This is a genomic window from Marinobacter gelidimuriae, from assembly GCF_000372805.1.
Classification (GTDB): domain Bacteria; phylum Pseudomonadota; class Gammaproteobacteria; order Pseudomonadales; family Oleiphilaceae; genus Marinobacter; species Marinobacter gelidimuriae.
On the sequence record NZ_KB889906.1, the window covers coordinates 1 to 21,457 of the forward strand.

The 21,457-nt window shown below is 57.6% G+C and carries 20 protein-coding genes and 1 riboswitch; of the genes, 4 read left to right on the top strand and 16 right to left on the bottom strand.

The genetic code is table 11. The features are described 5' to 3' along the window. The 5 genes from A3OI_RS20235 to A3OI_RS0113275 all read right to left on the bottom strand — a co-directional run. On the bottom strand, positions 1-434 hold a 434-nt coding region (locus A3OI_RS20235; protein ID WP_040475083.1), incomplete at its 3' end, for a DUF6444 domain-containing protein. 369 nt (positions 435-803) lie between these two features. Then, the gene (locus tag A3OI_RS0113260) at positions 804-1,472 is read right to left on the bottom strand and encodes a DNA-3-methyladenine glycosylase I (protein ID WP_018404747.1); all 669 of its coding nucleotides are present in this window, start codon (positions 1,470-1,472) and stop codon (positions 804-806) included. 146 nt (positions 1,473-1,618) lie between these two features. Continuing rightward, positions 1,619-2,392: an SDR family oxidoreductase gene (locus A3OI_RS0113265; protein ID WP_018404748.1), complete on the bottom strand. Its 774-nt coding sequence runs from the start codon at positions 2,390-2,392 to the stop codon at positions 1,619-1,621. Next, positions 2,379-4,595 (bottom strand): AMP-binding protein, encoded by a 2,217-nt coding sequence (locus A3OI_RS0113270; protein WP_018404749.1) that lies wholly within the window; start codon positions 4,593-4,595, stop codon positions 2,379-2,381. The genes A3OI_RS0113265 and A3OI_RS0113270 overlap by 14 nt, the downstream gene beginning before the upstream one ends. Beyond that, a complete protein-coding gene (locus A3OI_RS0113275) occupies positions 4,579-5,298 on the bottom strand; it encodes a thermostable hemolysin (RefSeq protein WP_228702980.1) in 720 nt (239 codons plus the stop codon). Before A3OI_RS0113275 ends, A3OI_RS0113270 begins: the two co-directional genes overlap by 17 nt. 151 nt (positions 5,299-5,449) lie before the next feature. Here A3OI_RS0113275 and A3OI_RS0113280 point away from each other — a divergent pair, with 151 nt between their 5' ends. Further along, positions 5,450-6,136 (top strand): response regulator transcription factor, encoded by a 687-nt coding sequence (locus tag A3OI_RS0113280; protein WP_018404751.1) that lies wholly within the window; start codon positions 5,450-5,452, stop codon positions 6,134-6,136. Continuing rightward, positions 6,127-7,566 carry an ATP-binding protein gene (locus A3OI_RS0113285; RefSeq protein ID WP_018404752.1) on the top strand — a complete coding sequence of 480 codons (1,440 nt, stop codon included), beginning with the start codon at positions 6,127-6,129 and terminating at the stop codon, positions 7,564-7,566. The genes A3OI_RS0113280 and A3OI_RS0113285 overlap by 10 nt, the downstream gene beginning before the upstream one ends. 13 nt (positions 7,567-7,579) lie before the next feature. Here the strand turns inward: A3OI_RS0113285 and bluB are convergent, their stop codons facing one another. From bluB to cobU, 11 genes are all read right to left on the bottom strand, one after another. Continuing rightward, the gene (gene bluB, locus A3OI_RS0113290) at positions 7,580-8,278 is read right to left on the bottom strand and encodes a 5,6-dimethylbenzimidazole synthase (RefSeq protein WP_018404753.1); all 699 of its coding nucleotides are present in this window, start codon (positions 8,276-8,278) and stop codon (positions 7,580-7,582) included. After that, a complete protein-coding gene (locus A3OI_RS0113295) occupies positions 8,275-9,783 on the bottom strand; it encodes a cobyric acid synthase (protein WP_018404754.1) in 1,509 nt (502 codons plus the stop codon). The genes bluB and A3OI_RS0113295 overlap by 4 nt, the downstream gene beginning before the upstream one ends. 2 nt (positions 9,784-9,785) lie before the next feature. Then, positions 9,786-10,397: a cob(I)yrinic acid a,c-diamide adenosyltransferase gene (gene cobO / locus A3OI_RS0113300; protein ID WP_018404755.1), complete on the bottom strand. Its 612-nt coding sequence runs from the start codon at positions 10,395-10,397 to the stop codon at positions 9,786-9,788. Positions 10,398-10,414: 17 nt separating this feature from the next. Next, positions 10,415-11,728, bottom strand: coding sequence for a cobyrinate a,c-diamide synthase (locus A3OI_RS0113305; protein ID WP_018404756.1), 1,314 nt, complete (start codon positions 11,726-11,728; stop codon positions 10,415-10,417). A 25-nt stretch (positions 11,729-11,753) separates the two neighbouring features. Beyond that, entirely contained in the window at positions 11,754-12,533 is a 780-nt protein-coding gene (locus A3OI_RS0113310; protein WP_018404757.1) for an ABC transporter ATP-binding protein, read from the bottom strand. After that, complete coding sequence (locus A3OI_RS0113315) at positions 12,533-13,492, bottom strand: FecCD family ABC transporter permease (protein ID WP_018404758.1); 960 nt, start codon at positions 13,490-13,492, stop codon at positions 12,533-12,535. Before A3OI_RS0113315 ends, A3OI_RS0113310 begins: the two co-directional genes overlap by 1 nt. Before the next feature lie 30 nt (positions 13,493-13,522). Beyond that, on the bottom strand, positions 13,523-14,344 hold the full coding sequence (locus A3OI_RS0113320) for a cobalamin-binding protein (RefSeq protein ID WP_228702981.1): 822 nt from the start codon (positions 14,342-14,344) through the stop codon (positions 13,523-13,525). 104 nt (positions 14,345-14,448) lie between these two features. Then, positions 14,449-16,278, bottom strand: a complete 1,830-nt coding sequence (locus A3OI_RS0113325; RefSeq protein ID WP_026224200.1) for a TonB-dependent receptor domain-containing protein — start codon at positions 16,276-16,278, stop codon at positions 14,449-14,451. Between the two features lie 161 nt (positions 16,279-16,439). Further along, positions 16,440-16,649: riboswitch (cobalamin riboswitch) on the bottom strand. 28 nt (positions 16,650-16,677) lie between these two features. Then, positions 16,678-17,697, bottom strand: a complete 1,020-nt coding sequence (gene cobD, locus A3OI_RS0113330) for a threonine-phosphate decarboxylase CobD (protein WP_026224201.1) — start codon at positions 17,695-17,697, stop codon at positions 16,678-16,680. After that, positions 17,691-18,659: an adenosylcobinamide-phosphate synthase CbiB gene (cbiB, locus tag A3OI_RS0113335; RefSeq protein WP_018404763.1), complete on the bottom strand. Its 969-nt coding sequence runs from the start codon at positions 18,657-18,659 to the stop codon at positions 17,691-17,693. The genes cobD and cbiB overlap by 7 nt, the downstream gene beginning before the upstream one ends. Then, on the bottom strand, positions 18,659-19,177 hold the full coding sequence (cobU, locus tag A3OI_RS0113340) for a bifunctional adenosylcobinamide kinase/adenosylcobinamide-phosphate guanylyltransferase (RefSeq protein ID WP_026224202.1): 519 nt from the start codon (positions 19,175-19,177) through the stop codon (positions 18,659-18,661). Before cobU ends, cbiB begins: the two co-directional genes overlap by 1 nt. Before the next feature lie 189 nt (positions 19,178-19,366). On the opposite strand from cobU, the gene cobT reads away from it, so the two are divergent. Together cobT and A3OI_RS0113350 are read left to right on the top strand one after the other, a co-directional pair. Next, positions 19,367-20,458: a nicotinate-nucleotide--dimethylbenzimidazole phosphoribosyltransferase gene (gene cobT / locus A3OI_RS0113345; RefSeq protein ID WP_018404765.1), complete on the top strand. Its 1,092-nt coding sequence runs from the start codon at positions 19,367-19,369 to the stop codon at positions 20,456-20,458. Further along, positions 20,451-21,065: a histidine phosphatase family protein gene (locus A3OI_RS0113350; RefSeq protein WP_018404766.1), complete on the top strand. Its 615-nt coding sequence runs from the start codon at positions 20,451-20,453 to the stop codon at positions 21,063-21,065. Before cobT ends, A3OI_RS0113350 begins: the two co-directional genes overlap by 8 nt. Positions 21,066-21,457: the final 392 nt, after the last annotated feature.

The following is a 21,457-nucleotide window of genomic DNA, read 5'->3' on the forward strand; positions in this document are numbered from 1 at the left end:
CCCTGATCGTCTTTAATAACCTGTGCTCGGTATTCAGTCACGAATCGCGCGATATCAATATCGATGACCTGCCGTGTTTCATAACCGTCCTCTTGATACCGCCGTCCTTTTGGCAGAGAGCGTCGATCGACTTTCAGCGCTTCCACTGCATCGGGATCGTCGACCTGCTTCAAAGTGGTTCCAATACGCCCTTTCTGTCCGCCAGGCTTTCTATTGCGGGAACCCTTTCTGGAAGATGTGTCACGGTTCGGATCCGTTGAAGGCGGCTTACTGCTATTTTTGCTATTGAGCATCGTGCGGTTGAGCAGTAACGCCACCAAAACGAGCAGCACTTCCAGAGCGGCCTTGAGTGAAGGCGACAGGTCACGCTCTTTCTCAAGAAGGTTCTTGACGGAGGCGATGGCCGAATCAACGTCGATATTGTCTATTTTCAATGTCTACCCGCACCGGAATGGCTTTGTAAGACAGCCATTATCGCACGGGTTTTCAGGGCGACATTTTTGGCTCTGAGCGCTCTTATACGGCGATTAAAAACCGGGGCTGCCCCGTGATCGTCATCGATCATTACAGCCCTTCAATCGCTCTCCTGTCGTCGCTTATGGCCTGCCTGGTAGCATCGGTGCGTATGCCGATAAGGTGAAGAGATTCAAGCAAAAACCCTGTCAAGAACTTTCACAGGTTTTTTGAGCTGAATAGTGACCTTTGATTTTACCTAAACGATTCATGACACAGTCCTCCTGAGTGTTCACCAAACTATAGATCTGTTGGCTGAAAACTAACCGTTACAGCTGGGACACATTGCCTTAACCATCGATTGAGTAGGAAGCTATTCGCGACAGTTGACTGTAAGGCAAACCGGTTTCGTCGTGCCAGGCATTGAATGCCTCCTGCACCTGGTACAGGCCTTTTTTACTGCTCGTTGATGCACCCAGAAGCTTGGCCTGGCGCAGCACCTGAATGACATCGTTGGACATAATAAACCCGTCCCAGCCCACCCTGCGCAGAAAATACTGGGCGCTGTTGCCACCGAGGCGCGAACCGTGGCGCTTTAACCACAGCAGCAATCCGGCTTGGTCCGACGATGGCCACTGACGTAGAAACGCACCAAAACTGCCGTGCTCGTGGATCGTGTCCATAATCATGCGGGCGTTTTCCGGCACCGTGCGGATTTTTTGCAGGTTGCGCACGATGCGTTCGTCGCAGGCCAGGGTTTCCAGCACGTCCGGCGGCACCTGCTGCCAGTAGGCCGGCACAAAGCCGTGAAAGGCGGTTTCAAAACCCGGCCATTTGTTATCGATCACCCGCCAGACAAAACCCGCTTTGAACACACAGCAGGTCATTTCTGCCAAATAGCGATCGTCACTGCGCTGTTCCATCGAATTGGCGGGCGGCAGTGTTGGTAACCGGGCGTTCAACCCGGCGACTCCGCCTTGACGAGCGATGGCCCGTTCGTGAATTTCTGAGAAACGCATACTGTGCCCCAGTGTATGGTCAGACACATTCAGTGTACCGGAAGGCGGATTCGTGTGCTCTTCACGCTTGCACGCGTGCTCTGGATCAGCTGTTTCAATCCGGCTAAGCCAAAGCAACTTTCTTACGCAGAACCGGAGCAACGCTCTTATATTGCATTAAGAAAACGCCGAATCACCGGCAGTTGTTTAAGCATCGCTTTATCGACAATGCGCGGCAGTATCCCGTTAATCACCACAAACAATTTCTCGGGCCAGCCGAGAAACCGGCGGCGATCGCCGTTTTCCATAGCTTTCAGAATGGCCGTTGCCACCGCCTGGGGCGTGTCAACGCGGTTGCCAAGCGCACGATTCAACTCGTTCACGGCTTCCGCATTCATGTCGGTGGCGGTGGCCCTGGGCGCCACGTACACCACCTGCACAGCGGTATCCGCCAACTCCCGGCGCAGGGCTTCGGTAAACCCCCGCAGGCCAAACTTGGTGGCGCAATAGGCAGTATAGCCGGGGAAGCCTATGCTGCCAAAGGTCGACCCCACAAACACCAGCGCGCCGCTGCCCGCCTTCTCGAACCTGGGGGCAAAATGCCTGGCCACCAGCATGGCCGAGCGCAGGTTCACGTTAAGCTGGGCATCGAGCTCGTCAACCGACATCCTCGCCAGTCCGGCAAAGCGATTCTGGCCGGCGCAATGGATCACGCCGTCGATCTCCGGGTAGGCCTCCGTCAGGCGCGCCAACTGTTGGTCCAGATCGACGGCCGCCAGGTCCAGACACACCGGCGACACACCCTCCAGATGGCCGATACGTTCCGGGTGGCGGGAGGCTACGATGACACGGCTGCCTGCCCGAACCAGCGCCTCCACCAGCGCCTTGCCAATACCCCCGGTTCCTCCCAACAGGAGAAAAACCCGATCATGCAGCTTCATGCTGCTTCTCCTTGCGCGTGACCGGCAGCGGAATGCTGTGCAACATATCGCCGTAGAGCCGGTATACCACGCGTGCAGAATCGATAATGGCCTGCTGATCGGTCGGGTCGGTAATGCCGTCCATCAGGTTGCGGAAAAACTCGAAGTGGTCCTGATCGAGAGCGCCGTGGGAGTACAGATAACTGAACGCCTGATTCGGAAGCCCAAGGAGTTTCTGAATCTGCTCGGCCAGCGGCGTGGCCAGCTCTACTGAGGTGCCTTCAAGCACTTGAACCATGCCAAAGAACGCCGCCGGATTGCCCCGGTTAATCTGGTCGTACAGGTACGCCACCATAAGCTCTATAGACAAATCTGGCTTGCCCGTGCGAATCGCTTCCTTGTCGGCGTTGCAGGCGTCCAGATCATTCAGTATCCACTCGTCGTGGCCGTACTCCTCGTCAATGTATTCAACCAGCGCCTTGCGAACGAACTCCATCCGCGAGGGCAGTTTTGCGCCACAAGCCATCATTAACGGCACCGTGTGCTTAACGTGGTGAAAGGCCTGGGTCAGAAACCAGGTATAGGACTCCAGGCTGAAACAGCCTTCGCCAATCGCTTTCACAACCGGCGCGCCGCTAACATGGGCCCGTGCTTGTGCTGTTTCCTGCTGCAATCTGTCAAAAAATGCCATGTGGAATTCTCCTGTTTGGTTGGCTAACGATGTCGACATAAATAAAGGAAAGGCTTTTGCCAACAGGGTCGGCAGATGGGCCTGAATGGTTAACCGCACCGGGCGGCCATTTGCAGTGATGTAACCTTCGGACTGGCTCAGGGGCTGGCGGCGGATATACACCGTGGCCAGGCAGGCGTAATCCGGCAGGCGTTGATTGAGTTGCCGCAATGCACCGGCAAGGTCGTCTGGCGAGCGCCCGTCTGTCACTGTTATCAGTGCCATTGGCTGCGGCTCACCGTCGCCGAACACCACCGCCTGGCCAATGCCCAGGCCCTGAACAAGTTCACTTTCCAGCCACTCCGGGCTGATGTTGCGGCCAAAGCTGGTGATCAGCAGATTCTTCGAACGGCCATTAACCGACAGAAAGCCGCTTGGGTTGAGCACGCCCAAGTCGCCGGTATCCAGCCACTCGTCCTGCCCCGGCTCGTCACCCAGGTACCCCAAATGGGTGTTGCCGCGAACCAGAATGTGGCCGTCAGAATTCACCTTGATATCGATATGAGACAGGGGTTTACCCACGCTGCCCTCACACTCGGCAGCCGGCACGTTCAACGCCACCACAGAGCTGCACTCCGACAAGCCATAACCTTCGTACAGTGGCAGGCCAGCAGCGCGGCCACGGGCCAGCAGCTCGGCAGATACCCGGCCACCGCCAACGGCCATAAAGCGCAATGAGCGGCTGTTCAGCTGCCCCTGCTCGGCGGCATTGACCAGTGCCATCGCCAGCTCCGGCACCGAAATCAGCGATTGGGGTTGGTGTTGGTTGATTCCCGCAACCAGCTTGCCCAGGTTCAAGCCGCTGCTGCCTGTCATGCCCAACTGCGCCAACGGCGCCACCATGACCGTAGCCCCCATAAGCAACGGCAGGTAAACGCCGGCAATATTCTCCAGAAGGGTCGCCAGGGGCAGAATGCACAAATGCGTTTGTAATTCGACGCCCGACAGCCGTTCTTTCAGGGCCAAAGTCGTTGCGGTCATCTGCGCCACCGACAGACACACACCTTTGGGGGTGCCGGTACTGCCGGATGTGAAGGTAATTTTCGCCGTGGCTTTCGGTATCTGAGGTATCTGAGGTATCTGAGGTATCTGAGGTATCTGAGCCATCTGCGGCACCGCTGCAACAACCGGCAGCGGGCGCAGCCAGACGCCCTGGCCCAATGGCTCGCTACCACTTGCCTCTTCGCTGCACAGCAAGCCGTCCAGGCCCGCCCGTTCGATCAGGTGGGCGGTCTGGGATTCAGAAAAGAACACAGGTACCGGCACACAAACCACGCCAGCCAACAGGCAGGCAAGGTCGGCCAGTACCCAGGCAATAGTGTTGTCGCCGCACACACCGGCACGCTTTATACCCCGTACGCTCAGCTGTTCGGCCACCGCTTCTGCCGCCTGCATCATCTGCTTATAGCTGAACTCCGCTTCCGGCCCACGTAAGGCAATACGTGACGGGTGCGCCAGTGCCTGACGTTTGAGCAATTCAGGCAAGGCGGCCATAAGCATCCCCCTGCTGCAAGCTGTCAGAACCGTTTGAACCGATATCGGATGACGCCGGCTGAATCCGCCGTAGCAGCCCCACCTGCTGCAAAGCGCCGAGGCTATCGGCCACTTTGATCGCCATCACGACGGGTTGATGATCGTAATAGCGCCCCCAACCAGCGCCACCATCGGGCAAACTCGCCGGGTTCGCATTGGCCAGCACGCGGGTGGCAATACCCATTCGGTGAAAACTGTTACGCAGCTGATCGGTGCCGGTACACACCACCCAGTCATAACCCGCGCCCTGCAGCCACACCGTCAATGAGGCAAACAAGTGCCTGCTGACACCGGATTCTACACCGGCCAAGTGGGCAATCTCTGCAATTTTGCTGCGCGCAATACCCGCCGACGGCATTACCGATTCGACCGGAACAGACAGGTAGTCTTCAAGAAACAGGCGTTCCCGGGCGGCACTACGAACGCCCACCGCGGCCAGAAGCGTGCCCTGGGCCGAGGTCAACGCCAGCAATAGCGGTATCCGCAACGAAGGTTCGGCCCCATAGGCCTGCAAAAACCGGCGCCGAATAAATTCTGCAACCGTAGCCGCCAGTGCGGTATCGGGTGTAATCTCGCTCAACCAGCGCCCGGCACAACGAAGGGCCGGAACCAGCTCCGGCGAATCCGGTGGGCAGTGTATGGACATTGTAAGCGGGTCACTCATATGCGCTCTCCAACAGCTCTTGGGCAGGGCGCCCGACATCGTGAGCCATCAGATTAGCCAGCAAGCCTTAACCCAGCCTTAAGCTCTGGCGCCAGAATTCTTAAACCGGCCTTAAGGTTTTGACGATTTCTCCCAACACGGGTTCCGCTTGATGCGCATATTATTGGTAGAAGACGACCACCTTTTGGGCAGCACCATGCTGGGCATGCTGAGGGCAGACCAGCACACCGTAGACTGGCTGAATGATGGCCAGCAGGCGCTGAATGCGCTGGTGGATGAGCATTTTGACTTGGCCATACTGGATTTGACCCTGCCCAGGGTAGACGGCCTCGATATCGTTCGACATACCCGGCAACAGGGCAATCAACTGCCCATTATCATTCTGACCGCCAGGGCTGAACTTGAGGAAAAACTGCAGGGCCTGGATGCAGGCGCAGACGATTACCTGACCAAACCCTTTGCCATGGCCGAGCTCAAGGCCCGGATTCGGGCCGTTACCCGCCGCAGATCAGCCACAAACCGGGACGAACTGATTGTGGGCCAGCTAACACTGGACCCGGCTTCAGCCCAGCTAACCTGCGGCACAGACACCGCAACCCTGCCGCGCAGCGAGTTTCAAATTCTTCAGTACATGATGCGTCACCCTGATCAGGTTGCCACCCGCAGGCGCTTGGAAGAGCAGCTCTATGGCTGGGAACCGGGCGCAGAGAGTAATGCCCTGGAAGTGCACATTCACCATCTGCGGCGTCGAGTAGGCAAGGCCACCATCAGAACGATCCGCGGCGTCGGGTATTTGCTGGACAGCCAAGCGGCCTCCGGAGTGCCGGAATGTCTCTGACTCGCACCCTCACTCTGCTGGTTACCTCGACGGTGCTGTTGATTGCCCTGATCGCCGCCGCCTGGAGTTACGTTGAAAGCAATCACGAGCTGGAAGAGCTGTTTGATGCCGAACTGGCGCAAAGCGCGCGCATTGTGCAGGGGCTGGTTCGCCACCTGGCAGACACCCAGTCACTGGAGCAGTTACCGCAAACCCTGCGCGAAACGCTGACACTGTCTCTTGCTGAAGACATCGACCCGGAAGCAGATGGTGACGAAATTCTGCCCGGCGGTGCAGGGCACAAATACGAGAAGAAACTGGCCTTTGAAGTCTGGACGCCCGACCGCGTACCCCTGTTGAATACGCTCAACGCCGATGACACCGGGGGCTTGGCTCCGGGCTATTCATGGGCCGAATCCCAGGGCTATCGTTGGCGGGTGTTCACACTTAAAGACGCGGCCACGGGCTTTTGGATCCGCACCGCCCAGCGCGAGGAAATTCGTGAGGAGCTGAGTCAGGAACTGGCCTTGGGTAACGTTCTGCCCTTACTCCTCGCGCTGCCGTTACTGCTGCTGGCTGCAAGCACTGCCATTCAAATCGGTATTCGCCCCTTGCTAAGGCTGGAGCGGCCCATACGCAATATGGCACCGGAACGTATCCATCCCCTTGATGACCAGCAGGCACCAAAGGAAGTAGCAGGCCTGGTGCAGGCCGTGAACAGTATGCTCAAGCGACTGAATCAGGCACTGGAACGGGAGCGGCGCTTTTCAGCCGATGCCGCCCATGAACTGCGAACACCGCTGGCAGCCTTGCGACTGAACCTTGAAAAAGCCTGTGACAGCAATCCGCAGCAGTTCAACACCCTGATCCAGTCCGTTGACCGCATGACACACCTGGTAGAGCAAATGCTGTTGCTGAACCGGGTCGACTCGGGCGCCGATTTTTCACCGCAATACCATAATCTGTCTGAGATACTCGAGCAGAGTATTGCCGATGTGGCACCGCTGGCACTGAAAAAGAACATCGAACCGGTATTACAGGACGATGCCGGCGAAGCCCTGGTGTGTTGCCACAACGCCCTGATCAACACCCTGATGCGATCCCTGCTGGCCAACGCGATTCAATACAGCCCGCAGCACACGGTGGTGGAAACCCGCCTGGCGCCCTCCGCAAACGGCTATCACGTTACTGTTTGCGATCAGGGCCCGGGCATTGCAACTGCGGACCGGGAGCGGGCGCTTAGCCGTTTCGTGCGGCTTGACCAAAGGATTGGTGGCGGCGCAGGGTTGGGATTGGCCATTGCGCGGCGAATTGCGGAACTCCACGGCGGCCAACTGACCCTGAACACGCGACCCGACGGCCAGACCGGGCTCTGTGTCAGCCTTTGGCTGCCGGCGCGCACGGCGCTTTGCAACAATGCGGCAACGGTGAGCGGCAACGGTGAGCGTTAAGCTCAACCGGGCTTTAAGATTTCAACGCATTCAAGAGCGTTTCATCGTCCATCGGCTGCCCCCAGCGATTGCCGTGCATCAGCTCGGTCAGGGGCAGGCGCGAACGCCAGCCTTTTGCCTGAAGCTCGGGCTGGTCCAGAAACTCGCTGACGTAGCCAAGGCACAAATAAGCCAGCGGATACACGTTATCCGGCAGGTTCAGAATGCCTGCCAGTGTGGTTTGATCCACAATGCTCACCCAGCCTACGCCTATGCCTTCTGCCCGCGCCGCCAGCCATAAGTTCTGAACCGCCAGGCAGGTGCTGAACAGATCCATCTCGACAATGGAACTGCGCCCCAGCACATGGGTGCCGCCACGGCTCCGATCACAGGTAATGCAGAGGTTCATGGGGCTTTCGATAATGCCCTGCAGTTTCAGGCTGCGATAAGTTTCCTGCCGCTCACCGCTGTAGTTGTTTGCCGCTTTGGCGTTTTCTTCGTGGTAGCTGGCCAACACCTGCTGGCGCACGTCCAGGCTGTCGATCAGGATAAAATCCCAGGGCTGCATAAACCCCACCGACGGTGCATGGTGCGCGGCTTTCAACAGCCGAGCCAATACGGGCCGGGGGATGGGGTCTGGCAAAAACTGGGAGCGTACGTCGCGGCGCTCGAAAATAGCGCGATACAGGCCCGCGCGTTCTTCGTCAGTGAAAGGACGATTGGGATCACTCATGGCTGCCTCGTCGGCCCAGGCGTGGTCGCCGCTGCCTTCAGCCCCAGCAAGTCGCGCAACCAGTGCGTATCAAGATGTTGCTCCACCTGATCCGCCAGCCGGTCAAGCTGGGCCAGGCGATGTTGCTGATAGTCTACCGCTGCGCCTGAGTGGTCCAGCCCGGCCCATTGCAGCAAAGCGTCACAAGCCCCCGGCTCATCAAAAATTCCGTGTACATAGGTGCCCGCTATTTGACCGTCGGCACTAATAGCTCCTTCGTTTTGGCCGTTCATGCGGCCCAACGGGCGCGCCAGAGCCGCGCCTTCGCTCACACCGTTGTGCATTTCGTAACCGCTGAAATTTACATCTGGCTGGCCGGAATTCTGCGCTGACAGATTCAGTATTCCGCGGACGTTTTTAAGCTGCTTGCCTGCCACCATGGTGGTCGTCATATCCAGCAAGCCCAGGCCTTCGGTTGTGCCGCTGTTGCCTTCCAGCCCAGCCGGATCATCCACGCGCTCACCCAGCATTTGAAAGCCACCGCAAATGCCAAACACCTTGCCGCCGTAACGCAGGTGTTTTTGGATGGCCTGCGTCCAGCCCTGAGCGTGAAGAAAGGCCATATCGGTGCGGGTGCTTTTGCTGCCTGGCAGAATAATCAGGTCGGCCGCTGGAATGGCTTGGTCCGGGCCAATAAATTGCAGGTTTACACCAGGGTGCAGGCGCAGCGGGTCAAAATCGTTGTGGTTACTGATGCGCGGCAGCACCGGCACAATCACATTCAGCGCGCCGGCTTCGCTTACGCCGCTGGTGCCAATGCTGTCTTCGGAGTCCACAATCAAGCCGTGAAGATAGGGCAGTACGCCAATGACCGGTTTCCCAGTGCGTTCGGTCAGCCAGTCCAGGCCTGGTTCCAGCAGAGCGATATCGCCGCGAAAGCGATTGATGATAAAGCCTTTTGTGCGGTTCTGTTCGCTGGCGGAAACCAACTCCAGAGTGCCGACCAGCTGGGCAAACACCCCGCCGCGGTCGATATCGCCCACCAACAGCACCGGGCAATCTGCCGCTTCGGCAAAGCCCATATTGGCGATGTCATTGGCGCGCAGGTTGATTTCAGCAGGGCTGCCAGCGCCTTCAGCGATGATCACGTCATAGCGTTCACTGAGCGCACGCCAGGCGTCCATGACCGCCACCATGGCCTCGGCTTTGTAAGCGTGATAATCCAGCGCGTCCATATTGCCGTGCACCTGGCCGCGCAGAATCACCTGGGCGCCACAGTCGCTTTGTGGCTTCAGCAATACCGGGTTCATATCACTGTGGGGTTCAAGGCCGCACGCCAGCGCCTGCAGTGCTGTCGATCGGCCAATTTCGCCGCCGTCTGTGGTCACCGCGCTGTTCAAGGCCATATTCTGCGGCTTGAACGGCGCCACCGACACACCCTGGCGCGCCAGCCAGCGGCACAGGGCCGCAACCACGGTGGTTTTGCCGGCGTCAGAGGTGGTGCCCTGAATCATCAGTGTAGGCATAGTTAAAGCTCAACGCCTTTTTGGGCTTTGATGCCCTGATCTTTGAACGCGTGCTTCACCACGCCCATCTCGGTAACGGTGTCTGCCAGGTCAATCAGTTCCTGCGGCGCATGGCGACCGGTGACCACCACGTGTTGCATCTCGGGCCGGCCTTGCAGATCGTCCAGCACCCGATCCAGATCGATATATTCGTACTTCAGCGCAATGTTCAGTTCATCCAGCAAAATCATGTCGTAGCTGTCGTCTTTCAGCATGGCGGCGACAATCTCCCAGGCGGCTGTGGCAGAGGCCACATCCTGTTCCCGGTTTTGGGTTTCCCAGGTGTAGCCCTGCCCCATCACGTGGTAATCCACGTTAGGCAGATTGCGGAAAAAGGCTTCTTCGCCGGTGCTGAAGGCGCCTTTGATAAACTGCACCACACCCACTTTCATGCCGTGGCCCAGAGCCCTGGCAACCATGCCAAAGCCGGAACTGCTTTTGCCTTTACCCGGGCCTGTCAGCACCAGTAAGACGCCTTGCTCTTTCTGGGCGCGGGCAATGCGTTCGTGCATTATTTTCTGCTTGGCCGCCATACGGCGGGCGTGGCGTTCGGGGTCTTTAGCGCGTTCACGCATGAGTGTTCTCCGTATCGTTAGGAAATGCCGGGAAATGTCAGTTTCTGGCCGCGGAAAATAGCGGCTACTAATGTGGGTGCCGATGGGAAATAACCGTGGAAGTAGCTTCCAACCAGACCCTTCTCGCAGAATACAGCTTCACTGCCGGTACCCGCTTGTTTGTAGGTCTGGGCAGCAGGTTTCCAAGAGGTTTCAAGGGTAGAACGGTGATAGGTGTGGCCCCGCAGTTCGCCTTCCTTCGCCGTCAGGCTGTGCATGCCCAAACCCTGTAGGCGCTCTTTTATAGCCGCGCGGCCCGGTATCAAACCAAGCAGGGAATGCACAATCCCTTCTTTGTCTGCCAGCTCTTCCGCACACGCCATAAAGCCACCACATTCGGCCAGTATCGGCTTACCTGCGTGATAAAAAGCACGAATGGAATCCATCATCGCGGTGTTGTTGGCCAGCGCGTTTCCATGCAGCTCGGGATAACCACCGGGAAGCCAGAGGGCGTCTGCCGGTGGTAACTGCGCATCGGCCAGGGGTGAGAAGTAATGCAGTTCTGCTCCCATTGCTTCCAGCAATTCTGTGTTTGCGCGATAGATAAAGCTGAAAGCCAGATCACGGGCAATGGCAATGCGCACACCCGCCAGCAAAGCCTCTGGTTTTGTTGGCTCTGCCGCTGCGATGGTCACCGCTTTTGGCAGTACACCCAGGCCTGAGGCTTTGAGCACTTCGGCCGCCTGATCAAGCTGTTGATCCAGACCCTTCAACTCTGCCGCCTGCACCAGGCCCAGGTGCCGGTCCGGAATACTCATGGCGTCGTCGCGAGGAATGGCCCCCAGCAGGCTGATGCCATCCGGCAAGCGTTCTTTCAACATGTCGCCATGGCGCGGGCTGCCGACTTTGTTGGCGATAACCTGATACACAGACAGCTCGGGATCAAAGCTTGCAAGGCCCAGCACCAGAGCACCGAAGGTTTGCGCCATGCCGCTGGCGTCAATCACCGGCAGGGCCGGAATGCCCAGCAGTTTGGCAAGATCGGCGCTGGACGGGGTGCCGTCGAACAGACCCATGGCGCCTTCAATTAAAATAAGATCGGCATCCTGCGCGGCTTGCGCCAGCCGCCAGCGGCATTCATGTTCGCCGGTCATCCACGGGTGGAGCTGATACACCGGTTGGCCTGACGCCACTTCCAGCACCATAGGGTCCAGATAATCCGGGCCGTGCTTGAACACCCGCACCTTGCGACCGGCATTGCGATGCAGGCGCGCCAGGGCGGCTGTCACCAGGGATTTACCCTGCCCGGAGGCAGGTGCGGTAATCATTACTGCCGGTACGGTTATGGTCATTGATCAGCCAGATTCAGAGTGTTGATTAAAAACTTACGGGTACAAATACGGGCGCACCATCAGCTTCTACGGTGATTAATTTCTGGTTGTAGAGCCGTTCAAGCGCTGCCGGCTCCAACATATTTTTAGCGGGCCCCCAGCAGGCATCGCCGTTGGTATAGAGCAAAAGTATGTGAGTGCACCAGCGTGCCGCCAGATTCAGATCGTGCAGGCACATGAACACGGTTTTGCCAGCACCCGCCTGATCGCGCAGCAGATTCATCACCTTCACCTGGTGGTGCAAATCCAGGTGGTTTGTGGGTTCGTCCAACAGCAGAATATCGGGGTTCTGGGTCATCAGGGTGGCAATAGCGACGCGCTGGCGCTCACCACCCGACAGGGTGTTCAGCAGGCGATCTGACAGATGGTTTACGTCCAGCGTGGTCAAAGCCTGCTCCGCACGGCGCTGATCTTCACCCTGCTCACTGTCCCAGGGCGATAACCAGGGGTGGCGGCCAATCAGAGCGGTTTCTAATACGGTCGCCGGAAAGCTGTCCTGGCGCTCCTGAAACACCAGGCCCAGTTGCCGCGCAATATCGCGACGCTTCAGTGCGGTGAGCGGCCTGCTGTTTAACTGCACCTGGCCACGGCGGGCGGGCAGTAATCCGGCCAGTGTGTGCAACAACGTGGTTTTACCGGCGCCGTTGGGGCCAAGTACGCCCCATATCTGACCGGGCTCTATGCTCATGTTCAAAGCGAAGCCGTCAGGCCGGCCAGGTACGTTGATGATCAGATCGCGAGTGTTCAGAGTGCTCAGCGTGCTCATCAGCGGCTCCGGTGCAGCAGGTACAGGAACGTGGGCACGCCCAGCAAAGCAGTAATCACACCAACGGGCAGCTGTTCGGGCGCAATCATCGTGCGCGCCAGGGTGTCTGCCAATACCAGCAAGGTACCGCCAGCCAATGCGCTGGCAGGAAGGATAATACGCTGGTCGTTGCCCAGAATCAGTCGCAACATGTGGGGCACAATCAAACCCACAAATCCGATACTGCCTGCGGTGGTGACCGCTGTTGCTGTCAACAAACTGGCCAGAACGTAAATTGTCCATTCCAGCGGTCGCACCGACACGCCCAGCGCCGCCGCCTGCATGGGGCCCCGTGCCAGCACATTCAGGTTACGGGCCAGGGGCATAATCACCACCACCGACACCGCCAGCACCACCACCGCCGGCCAGGGCGAGCGGGCGTAGGACACATCACCCATCAGCCAATACAGCATACCGGGCAGTTTGTAGGAAGGGGTAATGGCCAACATCAGGGTAATCACCGCACCCCAGCCGGCCGCTACCACCACGCCAGTCAGCAACAGGCGGGACGGTGTCCAGCTGCCGGTACCGTGGGCCAGACCAAACACCAGCACGGTTGCCAGCATGGCACCGGCAAAGGCCGAGCCCGATATGATCAACGTGCCCATTCCCATCAGCATGGCCAGTAATGCGCCAACTGCTGCGCCGCCTGAAAGCCCAAGCACGTAAGGATCTGCCAACGGGTTGCGCAGCAGCACTTGCATCAGGGCGCCCGCCACGGCCAACAGCCCACCCGTACCAAACGCCGCAAGCGTGCGCGGCAATCGCAAATCCAGCAACAGGGTTCGGTGCAACGTGCTGCCTTCGCCCTGAATAACCTGCCACAAATCCGCAGGCGAAACCGTCACGCTTCCCAGCGCCAGCGCAAAAGCCATGGATGCCAGAGCTAACATACCAAGACCGAGCAGAGAGCGAGTCATCGACTCAGAACCTGAACGTTAACTCCGGGCCTACAAATTCTCACGAGCGCTTTCCAACTTTCCACACACCGTTTGAATAGCATCAAGCAATCTCGGCGTAGGCCGGGAAATGGGCGAAGCCGGCACGAAAAACAGATTGTTTTTTTCCACCGCGGCCAGCCCCGCATACTTCTTCCATTCATCCAGCTGGTCGTCGCTGACGCCGTCAACGCTGCCGGTAAGAATGGCATCGGGGTCTGCCTGCAATACAACTTCTGCGCTGATTCTGGGTATCAGCCGTTGCATATCGCCAAACACATTCACGCCGCCACACAGCTTGAGCACTTTACCAATCAGGTGCTCGTTGTTAACCGTCATTAACGGTTTTTCCCACACTTGGTAAAACACCGGTATGGGTTCAACGCCAGCATACTGCTGTGTTAAAGCGGCAATGCCAACACGGAAGCGTTCGGCCTCGGCAAAACCTTCCGGCTCGGTGCCCGCCAGCGTGGCAAGCCGTTCGATAACACTGGAAACCCCCGCAAAGGTGCGGGGTTCTATAGCAAAAGTGGATACGCCCAACTCTTGAAGCAACTCAACCTGTGCTGGCGGGTTGCCCGTTACCCAGGTCACCACCAGATCAGGATTGAGGGCCAGCAAAGCTTCCATGTCGACACGGGTGTGGCTGCCGATCAGCGGAAGTTCGAGGGCGGCCGGGGGATAGTCGCTGTAGTTGACCACGGCCATTACTTTGTCGCCGGCGCCGGCTGCAAACACGAGTTCGGTCGCGCCAGGCGATAGGGTAATGACGCGCTGCGCCGGGGCTGATATACACAGCTTCTTGCCGGTGTCATCCACAGCGCAACGTTGCATCTCACTGGCTGATATCGGATGCGCCAAGATTGCTATCAGAAGCCCTAAAGCAAACCTGAAATTCAGCCCGCGAGAAACCACGCTTTTACTCCCGTATTTATAACTTATTGAATGTCGTAGCGAACTGACAGCATGGCTGTGCGGCCTGCGGAGATGTACTTCACACCGTCAAAACGCTCTGCAGTTGAATATTCACGATCCAGCGCGTTGACCAAGGTCAGGCGGGTGGTCCAGTTCTGCGCAAACTCCCAATTTGCACGCAGATCCAAGGTTCCAAAACCCGCAAGTCGTTCGGTATTGGCGCCGTCATCATAACGATGGCCTTCAACTACAACAGAACCACCCAATCCGAAGTTGCCATAGGCTTTATCAAGGTCGAAACGGGCGGTCTGCCGGGTAAGGCGCGCAATCTGCTTTTGGGTCTCAAGGTCTTCAGGATCCATATACGTCATGGCAATGCCAGCGCGCCAGCCATCATACTCATAGCCCGCGCCAAACTCGGCACCGCGAATCCGGGCCTCATTAATGTTGATGCTGGAAGACGCACCATTCACTTTTCCAGAACTAATCAGGTCCTCGATGTCCATTTGATAAACGGCGATGTCCCAAAACCATCTCTGATAGTTGCCGCTGGCACCCAGTTCGTAACTTTCTGACTCTTCCGGATTAAGATCAGGATTCCCGCGATAATCAGACAGTTTTGGTCCAGCCGGCCAATATAAGTTATTAAACGTCGGAGCTCTAAATGCCGTGCCGTAGCTGACACGCACGCGGTGCGAGCGATCGAGCTTATAGCCCAGCGCCAAACCGCCGGTTTCTTTGGTTCCATAAGCTTCATTGTCATCGCTACGAAGACTGAGCTGAGCATCCATCGGACCAAAATTCAGGCGCAATTGACTGAATACTGCCATATTGGTTCTGCTGCTTTCAGCAAAGTCTTTTGTACTTTCAACTTCATCTTGCTGCAACTCGGCACCAACAACGAACTCATGAACCTTATAAGAAAAGGTATTTTCCCACCTAGCTTGCCGAAGTCGTGTGTTATAAAAATCTTCACCACTGCTACGGAACGTTTTTTGTTCGTCTCGTGACTCAGCAAATTGAATACCTGTTTGCCAGTAATCATTCAGCGGCGTAACCAAACCTAGCCCAATAGTGCGGATTGTGTAATCTGTATTGCCGCCTTCAAACTCTGAGTTTCCTTCAGACTGCAATAATAAAGCACTGGCCTCCCCCCCATTACTCAACGTGTGTACAACTCGACCAAGCCCAGCAGTGTTACGGAAACCCTTATCATCGCCATCTTCAAGAATCGCTGTGCCATCACTTTCTTTATGAAGGCCACTCAAACTGAAACTGGTATTGCCAACCGAGGCGAAAGCGCCAGCACTCACTTTCTGGGTATCAAAGTTACCGGCGCCGGCCTCAACCCAGCCGCGCTGACCCTGTTTTGGATCGAGTGTGAAGGCCTGCACAACTCCGCCCATAGCATCGGCTCCGTAGAGTGAGCTCCGTGGACCGCGAACAATTTCCACTCGTTGAATGAGTTCTGTTGGGAAATACTCCCAAGATGCCTCACCGCTGGTCGCAGAATGCAGTTTTATTCCGTCAACCAAAAAAACAGAACCTGCATCTTTGACGCCGCGAATATTGACGCTTGTTGATTTTCCAAAAGAACCATTCCCCGTTACGTTAATACCCGGCTGGCCGCGCAGAAGGTCAGCAAAATCAGCAGGCGCTTTTGAGCGAATTTCTTCTTCATCAATAACCGTTACAGAAGCCAGACTCTCACCAACAGTTTTCGGCCCAAGCGTAGCAGTAACAACAATCGGATCCATGGTCGCGCCAGTGGATTCCTGGGCAACCGCGATAGAAAGAGGCGTAAGCGAAAATGGCACCAGCAGACTGCTGGCAACAAACCGGAAAACTTTCATAAAATGCACTCAAAGACACACCACGCGCACCCGCATGGCTGGTTTTTTGGTGCTGCAAGGGGAAGCGAAAGTCGGCCGCAAACGAAGCGGGCGCCTTAAAAAAGGTGGGGAAAAGCCGTGAAACAGGATCGGTGTTTACCCACCGCAACTGCCCTCCGCAGCGTTCGGTGTGTTGACAGGCCGGTCTCCGGACTTGTGAGCTGTATTGCTGAACGGCGCAAGCCTTCCCATGCGTTTGCACAGTGGCACCTTTCTTAGCCGTTCACTCACTTACCGTTGCGGGGGCAGTGCCGGACTTTAACCGGCTTCCCGTTTCACTGTTGTGGCGATGATGATAACGCCAGAACAACACCTGAAAACGAAGGCAAGGCTAACAATGCGTTAATGCCTGGTCAATGATTAATCACAGAAGGCGCCCGCGAGTGCCGTTTCCAGACGGCGCCATTGGCTCTCGTTTGGCGCCAGGCCGAAGCGCACCATGCCGGGTTGTTCGAATACTCTTACCAGCACGCCTTGCGCAGCAAGACGGTCCGCCAATAAGGTCGGGGCATCAGTGCGAACGGTATGGAACAACGTGCTACCACCCATCGGGCTCAGTCCGGCTGAATGCACTATTTCTCTTAGCCGTTGGGCGCCGCCCTGCAAGCGGGCACAGGCATTTTGCTGCCAGTTTATATCCAGCAGTGCCTGCGCCATTACGTGGCGCGCGGGACCATTCACCGTCCATGGCCCCAGCTTTTCCGTCAGCGCGCCCGCAAGATTCTTATCGGCAAGCACGAAGCCGGCGCGTATCCCGGCCAAACCAAAGAACTTCCCCAGTGAGCGCAGAACAATCAGGCCCGGGCGGCCGCTCTGGCAGGCCAGGCTAAAGGCTGGCGTTGGGTCCATAAACGCTTCGTCCACCACCAGCCAGCCACCGCGTTTTTGCAACCGCTTATGCCAGCGCAACAGCGTAGAAGGAGGAATAATTTCCCCCGTGGGATTGTTAGGGTTGATCCATACCAGCACGTCAAGCTGATCCAGCCAGCGATCATCGCAACCCGAGGCGCCGCCGTGGATCTGTCTGGGGCCTACTGGAACAATATCGTGACCGGCAGATCGCCAATGGTGCCCGTGCTCGCGATAGCCAGGTACCGGTATGCCAACGCGACAGCGTTTGCGCAGGCCGGGCAACGCCATAATGGCGACCTGACTACCGGCAACGGGCACGCAACCAGCAACCAGGGAGGCGCCAGACCAGTTGCGGATAATCTCTTCCAGGCCGTCGTCTTCTTCTGGCAAGCGCTGCCACACTTCCGCCGGCAACTCCGGCACCGGCCACCCCAACGGGTTTATGCCGGTCGACAAATCCAGCCACTGTTCACGGCGAATGCCCCAGCGCTTAACCGCATCATTCAGCCGCCCGCCGTGCTTTAACACCATGGTCCAGCCACCATGGCAACAAGGCCGGTTATGGCAAATATAACAGCCAGCCAAAGCCAGGTGCCGTGGCGTACCAGTGCAATAGCCGCCCGGATACTGTCGGCACTGGCCGAATTGGTACCGCCCAGATACGGGCGTTGCTTTACGCCTTGCGCATAGGGCGACGGGCCACCTAGTTGCACATTCAGCGCACCCGCGCCAGCCGCCATCACTGGACCGGCGTTGGGGCTGTCCCATTGTGGCGCCTGCTGGCGCCAGCAGTACCAGGCCAGCTTACGATTGCCTAACAACGTGTAGGTTAGCGCCGTAAGCCGCGCAGGCACCCAGCCCATTAGGTCGTCCAGCCGGGCAGCCGCGCGGCCAAAATACAAAAATCGCAGGTTGCGATAACCCCACATGGCGTCCAACGTATTCACAGCACGATGCACAATAACGCCAGGAATACCGCCCACCAAAAACCAGAACAAGCTGGCAAACACCGCATCGGCGCCATTTTCCAGCATGGATTCGGTGGCCGCGGCCGCCACGCCCTGCTCATCCAGCGCGCTGGCCTGGCGGCTGACAATGCGGCTAACCTGCTCCCTTGCCACATTCAGCTCGCCTCTTTGCAGCGGCTGGGCCACGGCCAGGCCATGCTCTGCCAGGCCCCGGAGGGAAAGCGCAAAGTACAATGCAGTAGCCTGGGCCAGCAGCAACCAAAAGCCCGTGAGCACAGCAGACAACCAGATCGCCAAAAACAGCAGAGGCAGCACAAGCGCACACAGGGCTAAAGTACCCAGAATAAGGCTACGCCAGGCATTTTGTGGCGCGTTATTAAGCAGATGCTCCAAAACACTGGCCAGAGTGCCAAAGCCCGCCAGTGGGTGCAGTCGGCGGGGTTCACCCAATAATCGGTCAAGGGTCAGACCAAGCAGGCAAACCAAAAAAGGCGCAAGAAAGGGAGTGAAAACAGGAGCCATTACGACTTTAAGGTCATCGGCAAACCGGCGATGCTCATCATCACCGTGTCGCAGTGTTCAGCCAAGGCTTGATTCAACCAGCCTAGTTCGTCGCCAAAGCGTCGGGTAAGGGGGTCCATGCCAATAATACCCAGCCCCACTTCGTTGCTGACAATAATCAGCTTACCCGGGTACTGGGTTAACTGCGTTAAAAACTCTTCCCGCTCCCACGCGAAAACGGTCTCGCCGGCGTGCAGCAGATTACTCACCCACAGGCTCATGCAGTCCACCAGAATGCACGGGGCTTTTTCGCCTGCGCTGGCATAAAGTGCAAGCACTGAGGCCAGAGCCAAGGGCTCTTCACTTAAGCCCCAGTTAACAGGACGCTGCCGCTGATGGCGGTCAATGCGCCTGCGCATTTCGTCGTCGCCGGCCGTTGCGGTGGCGAGGTACACCACCTCACCGTCCATGTTGCGGGCAAGGCGTTCCGCCAATGCGGTTTTACCGGAGCGAATGCCACCAATAACAAGGGTGTGCATGTTGGTTTCAGTCCTCAGGGTGGAAAAGTAGGTGGTAGCCGGCAAGCTGGCGGGCCTTGAACTCTACCGGATCTGGACTACTCAGAGTATCATCCAGCGTCTATCGTCCTAACTATCGCCCCGACATCGGCTATTACATTGTTGGCCATTGCCGTGGCGCTACGCGTTTGCAGTTTACAGGTATTTATCATGTTATTTCCCGTCAGTTGGACCAACCCCCCCGCGCTTCCTTCCGCCCATTTTCTGGAACTTGCCATACAGCGCCAGAACACGCTGACAAAGCCTGCAGGATCATTGGGCCGGCTTGAGGCCATTGCGACACAGCTGGCCAGCATGCAAAGCTCCGAGCTGCCAATAGCTGACAAGATTCATATCAGCATATTTGCCGGCGACCACGGTGTCTGCGCGGAAGCCATTTCTGCCTACCCGCAAGCCGTCACCGCTCAGATGATTGCCAATTTTGCCAACGGCGGCGCCGCCATCAGTGTGCTGGCAAAACTTTTAGGTGCGACGCTGGAAGTGATCAACCTGGGTACCGTTGTCGACACGCCGGATCTGCCGGGCGTGATCAACGCCCGCATTGCACCCAGTACCCGTAACTTTGTAGAAATAGACGCAATGACCAGCCAGCAGGTCACCAAGGCCATACACTTTGGTGATGAAGCCGCCCAGCGCGCGGCCCGTACTGGTTGCCATCTGTTTATTGGCGGCGAAATGGGCATTGGCAACACCACGTCTGCGGCCGCCATCGCCTGCGCACTGTTGAACAAAAACCCGATGCGCCTGGCTGGCCCGGGTACAGGCCTCGACAGCGCCGGGGTGCGCCACAAAGCCGAAGTGATTATTCGGGCGCTGCAACGCCACAACGATGACCAAAGCCCCATGGCGGTACTCAAGGCCTTTGGCGGCTTCGAAATTGCCGCTCTGGCCGGCGCCATTGCAGGCTGTGCTGCCCGGCGCATACCGGTACTGATAGACGGTTTTATTGTGTCGGTAGCCGCGCTGATCGCGGTGAGTGAACAGCCGGATATTCGCGCCTGGCTGTTGTTTTCCCATCGCTCTGCCGAGCCCGGCCACCAGGCTATTCTGGACGCACTAAAAGCCACACCGTTATTGGACATGGGCATGCGGCTGGGCGAGGGCAGCGGTGCAGCGGTGACGGTTCCGTTGATCCGCGCAGCCTGCGCTCTACACAATAATATGGCCAGTTTTGACACCGCGGGCGTAGATAACAGCCAGAACGATGCACCTCAATCTGGAGCGAACAGCCGCAATGATTGACACCACCACGATTTTTGATGTGATCCGCCATGGCGAACCGGAAGGCGGGCCCATGTACCGAGGCAGTAAGGATGACCCTCTTAGCCCCGTCGGGTGGCAGCAAATGCACAACGCCATTACCAGCGCGGATCGTTGGGACGCCATTGTAAGTTCACCCATGCTGCGCTGCGTTCATTTCGCGCGGGAACTGGCAGAACGCTATCAAATCCCCCTGCACCTTGATGACGACCTGCGGGAAATCAACTTCGGCGATTGGGAAGGTCGCACGGCTGACGAAGTGATGGCCACCGATGGCGAGCGCCTGAGCCAGTTCTGGGCCAATCCGGTTGCCAACACCCCTCCCTCGGGCGAACCGGTCAGCGACTTTCAGACCCGGGTAGTTGCGCGTTGGTATCACTGGCAGGAACAGCATGCGGGCCAGCGAGTGCTGGTTGTGTGCCACGGTGGAATTGTGCGCATGATTGCAGCCGATGTGCTGCACATACCGCTGGAACATGCGTTTTCCGGCATAAGCACACCCTACGCCTGCCGCAGCCGCATTCAGGTCAACACCTCCAGCCACGGCCGATTTCAAAGTCTGATCGGGCACGGCCTGATCAGCGACTGACAGCTGGCCTGCAAACCGCTGGTGGGTCTCATCGGCTCAGATTTTAAGAGCGGTTTGCAGTGTACTGAAAATCAATCAACTCTTTAGCCGGTACCGGTCTGCTAAAATAGTAGCCCTGAGCCAGGTCACATTACCTTGACTAACCCAATTTTCATGCGCGGAAATAACATATCGCTAATTTGGCTGCCCCTGAGTTAGGCGACGCAAACCGTTATCTACCGTTATTCTAGACCCTAACAGTCAACTACCCCGCCCTGAAGGACGGGGCTTGTAGAGAGCACCCTGCAAGCCAGGTTGACCAGGGAAAGCGGTAACCAACCCGCTACGTTCGTGACAGGTCGTTAAGACCCACCGCCGAATGCTTCCTCAGTTCGGCGCTCTGGAAGACTCAG

Coding starts and splice junctions, on each gene's coding strand:
- A3OI_RS0113270 (WP_018404749.1), bottom strand. CDS start 4,595: ATGGCCGCCTTGCCTGAATTGCTCAAACGTCAGGCACTGGCGCACCCG.
- cobU (WP_026224202.1), bottom strand. CDS start 19,177: ATGCACACCCTTGTTATTGGTGGCATTCGCTCCGGTAAAACCGCATTG.
- cobO (WP_018404755.1), bottom strand. CDS start 10,397: ATGCGTGAACGCGCTAAAGACCCCGAACGCCACGCCCGCCGTATGGCG.
- A3OI_RS0113350 (WP_018404766.1), top strand. CDS start 20,451: ATGATTGACACCACCACGATTTTTGATGTGATCCGCCATGGCGAACCG.
- A3OI_RS0113325 (WP_026224200.1), bottom strand. CDS start 16,278: ATGAAAGTTTTCCGGTTTGTTGCCAGCAGTCTGCTGGTGCCATTTTCG.
- A3OI_RS0113285 (WP_018404752.1), top strand. CDS start 6,127: ATGTCTCTGACTCGCACCCTCACTCTGCTGGTTACCTCGACGGTGCTG.
- cobT (WP_018404765.1), top strand. CDS start 19,367: ATGTTATTTCCCGTCAGTTGGACCAACCCCCCCGCGCTTCCTTCCGCC.
- A3OI_RS0113260 (WP_018404747.1), bottom strand. CDS start 1,472: ATGCGTTTCTCAGAAATTCACGAACGGGCCATCGCTCGTCAAGGCGGA.
- A3OI_RS0113265 (WP_018404748.1), bottom strand. CDS start 2,392: ATGAAGCTGCATGATCGGGTTTTTCTCCTGTTGGGAGGAACCGGGGGT.
- A3OI_RS0113280 (WP_018404751.1), top strand. CDS start 5,450: ATGCGCATATTATTGGTAGAAGACGACCACCTTTTGGGCAGCACCATG.
- cbiB (WP_018404763.1), bottom strand. CDS start 18,659: ATGGCTCCTGTTTTCACTCCCTTTCTTGCGCCTTTTTTGGTTTGCCTG.
- A3OI_RS0113295 (WP_018404754.1), bottom strand. CDS start 9,783: ATGCCTACACTGATGATTCAGGGCACCACCTCTGACGCCGGCAAAACC.
- A3OI_RS0113310 (WP_018404757.1), bottom strand. CDS start 12,533: ATGAGCACGCTGAGCACTCTGAACACTCGCGATCTGATCATCAACGTA.
- A3OI_RS0113275 (WP_228702980.1), bottom strand. CDS start 5,298: ATGAGTGACCCGCTTACAATGTCCATACACTGCCCACCGGATTCGCCG.
- A3OI_RS0113305 (WP_018404756.1), bottom strand. CDS start 11,728: ATGACCATAACCGTACCGGCAGTAATGATTACCGCACCTGCCTCCGGG.
- bluB (WP_018404753.1), bottom strand. CDS start 8,278: ATGAGTGATCCCAATCGTCCTTTCACTGACGAAGAACGCGCGGGCCTG.
- A3OI_RS0113320 (WP_228702981.1), bottom strand. CDS start 14,344: ATGCAACGTTGCGCTGTGGATGACACCGGCAAGAAGCTGTGTATATCA.
- A3OI_RS0113315 (WP_018404758.1), bottom strand. CDS start 13,492: ATGACTCGCTCTCTGCTCGGTCTTGGTATGTTAGCTCTGGCATCCATG.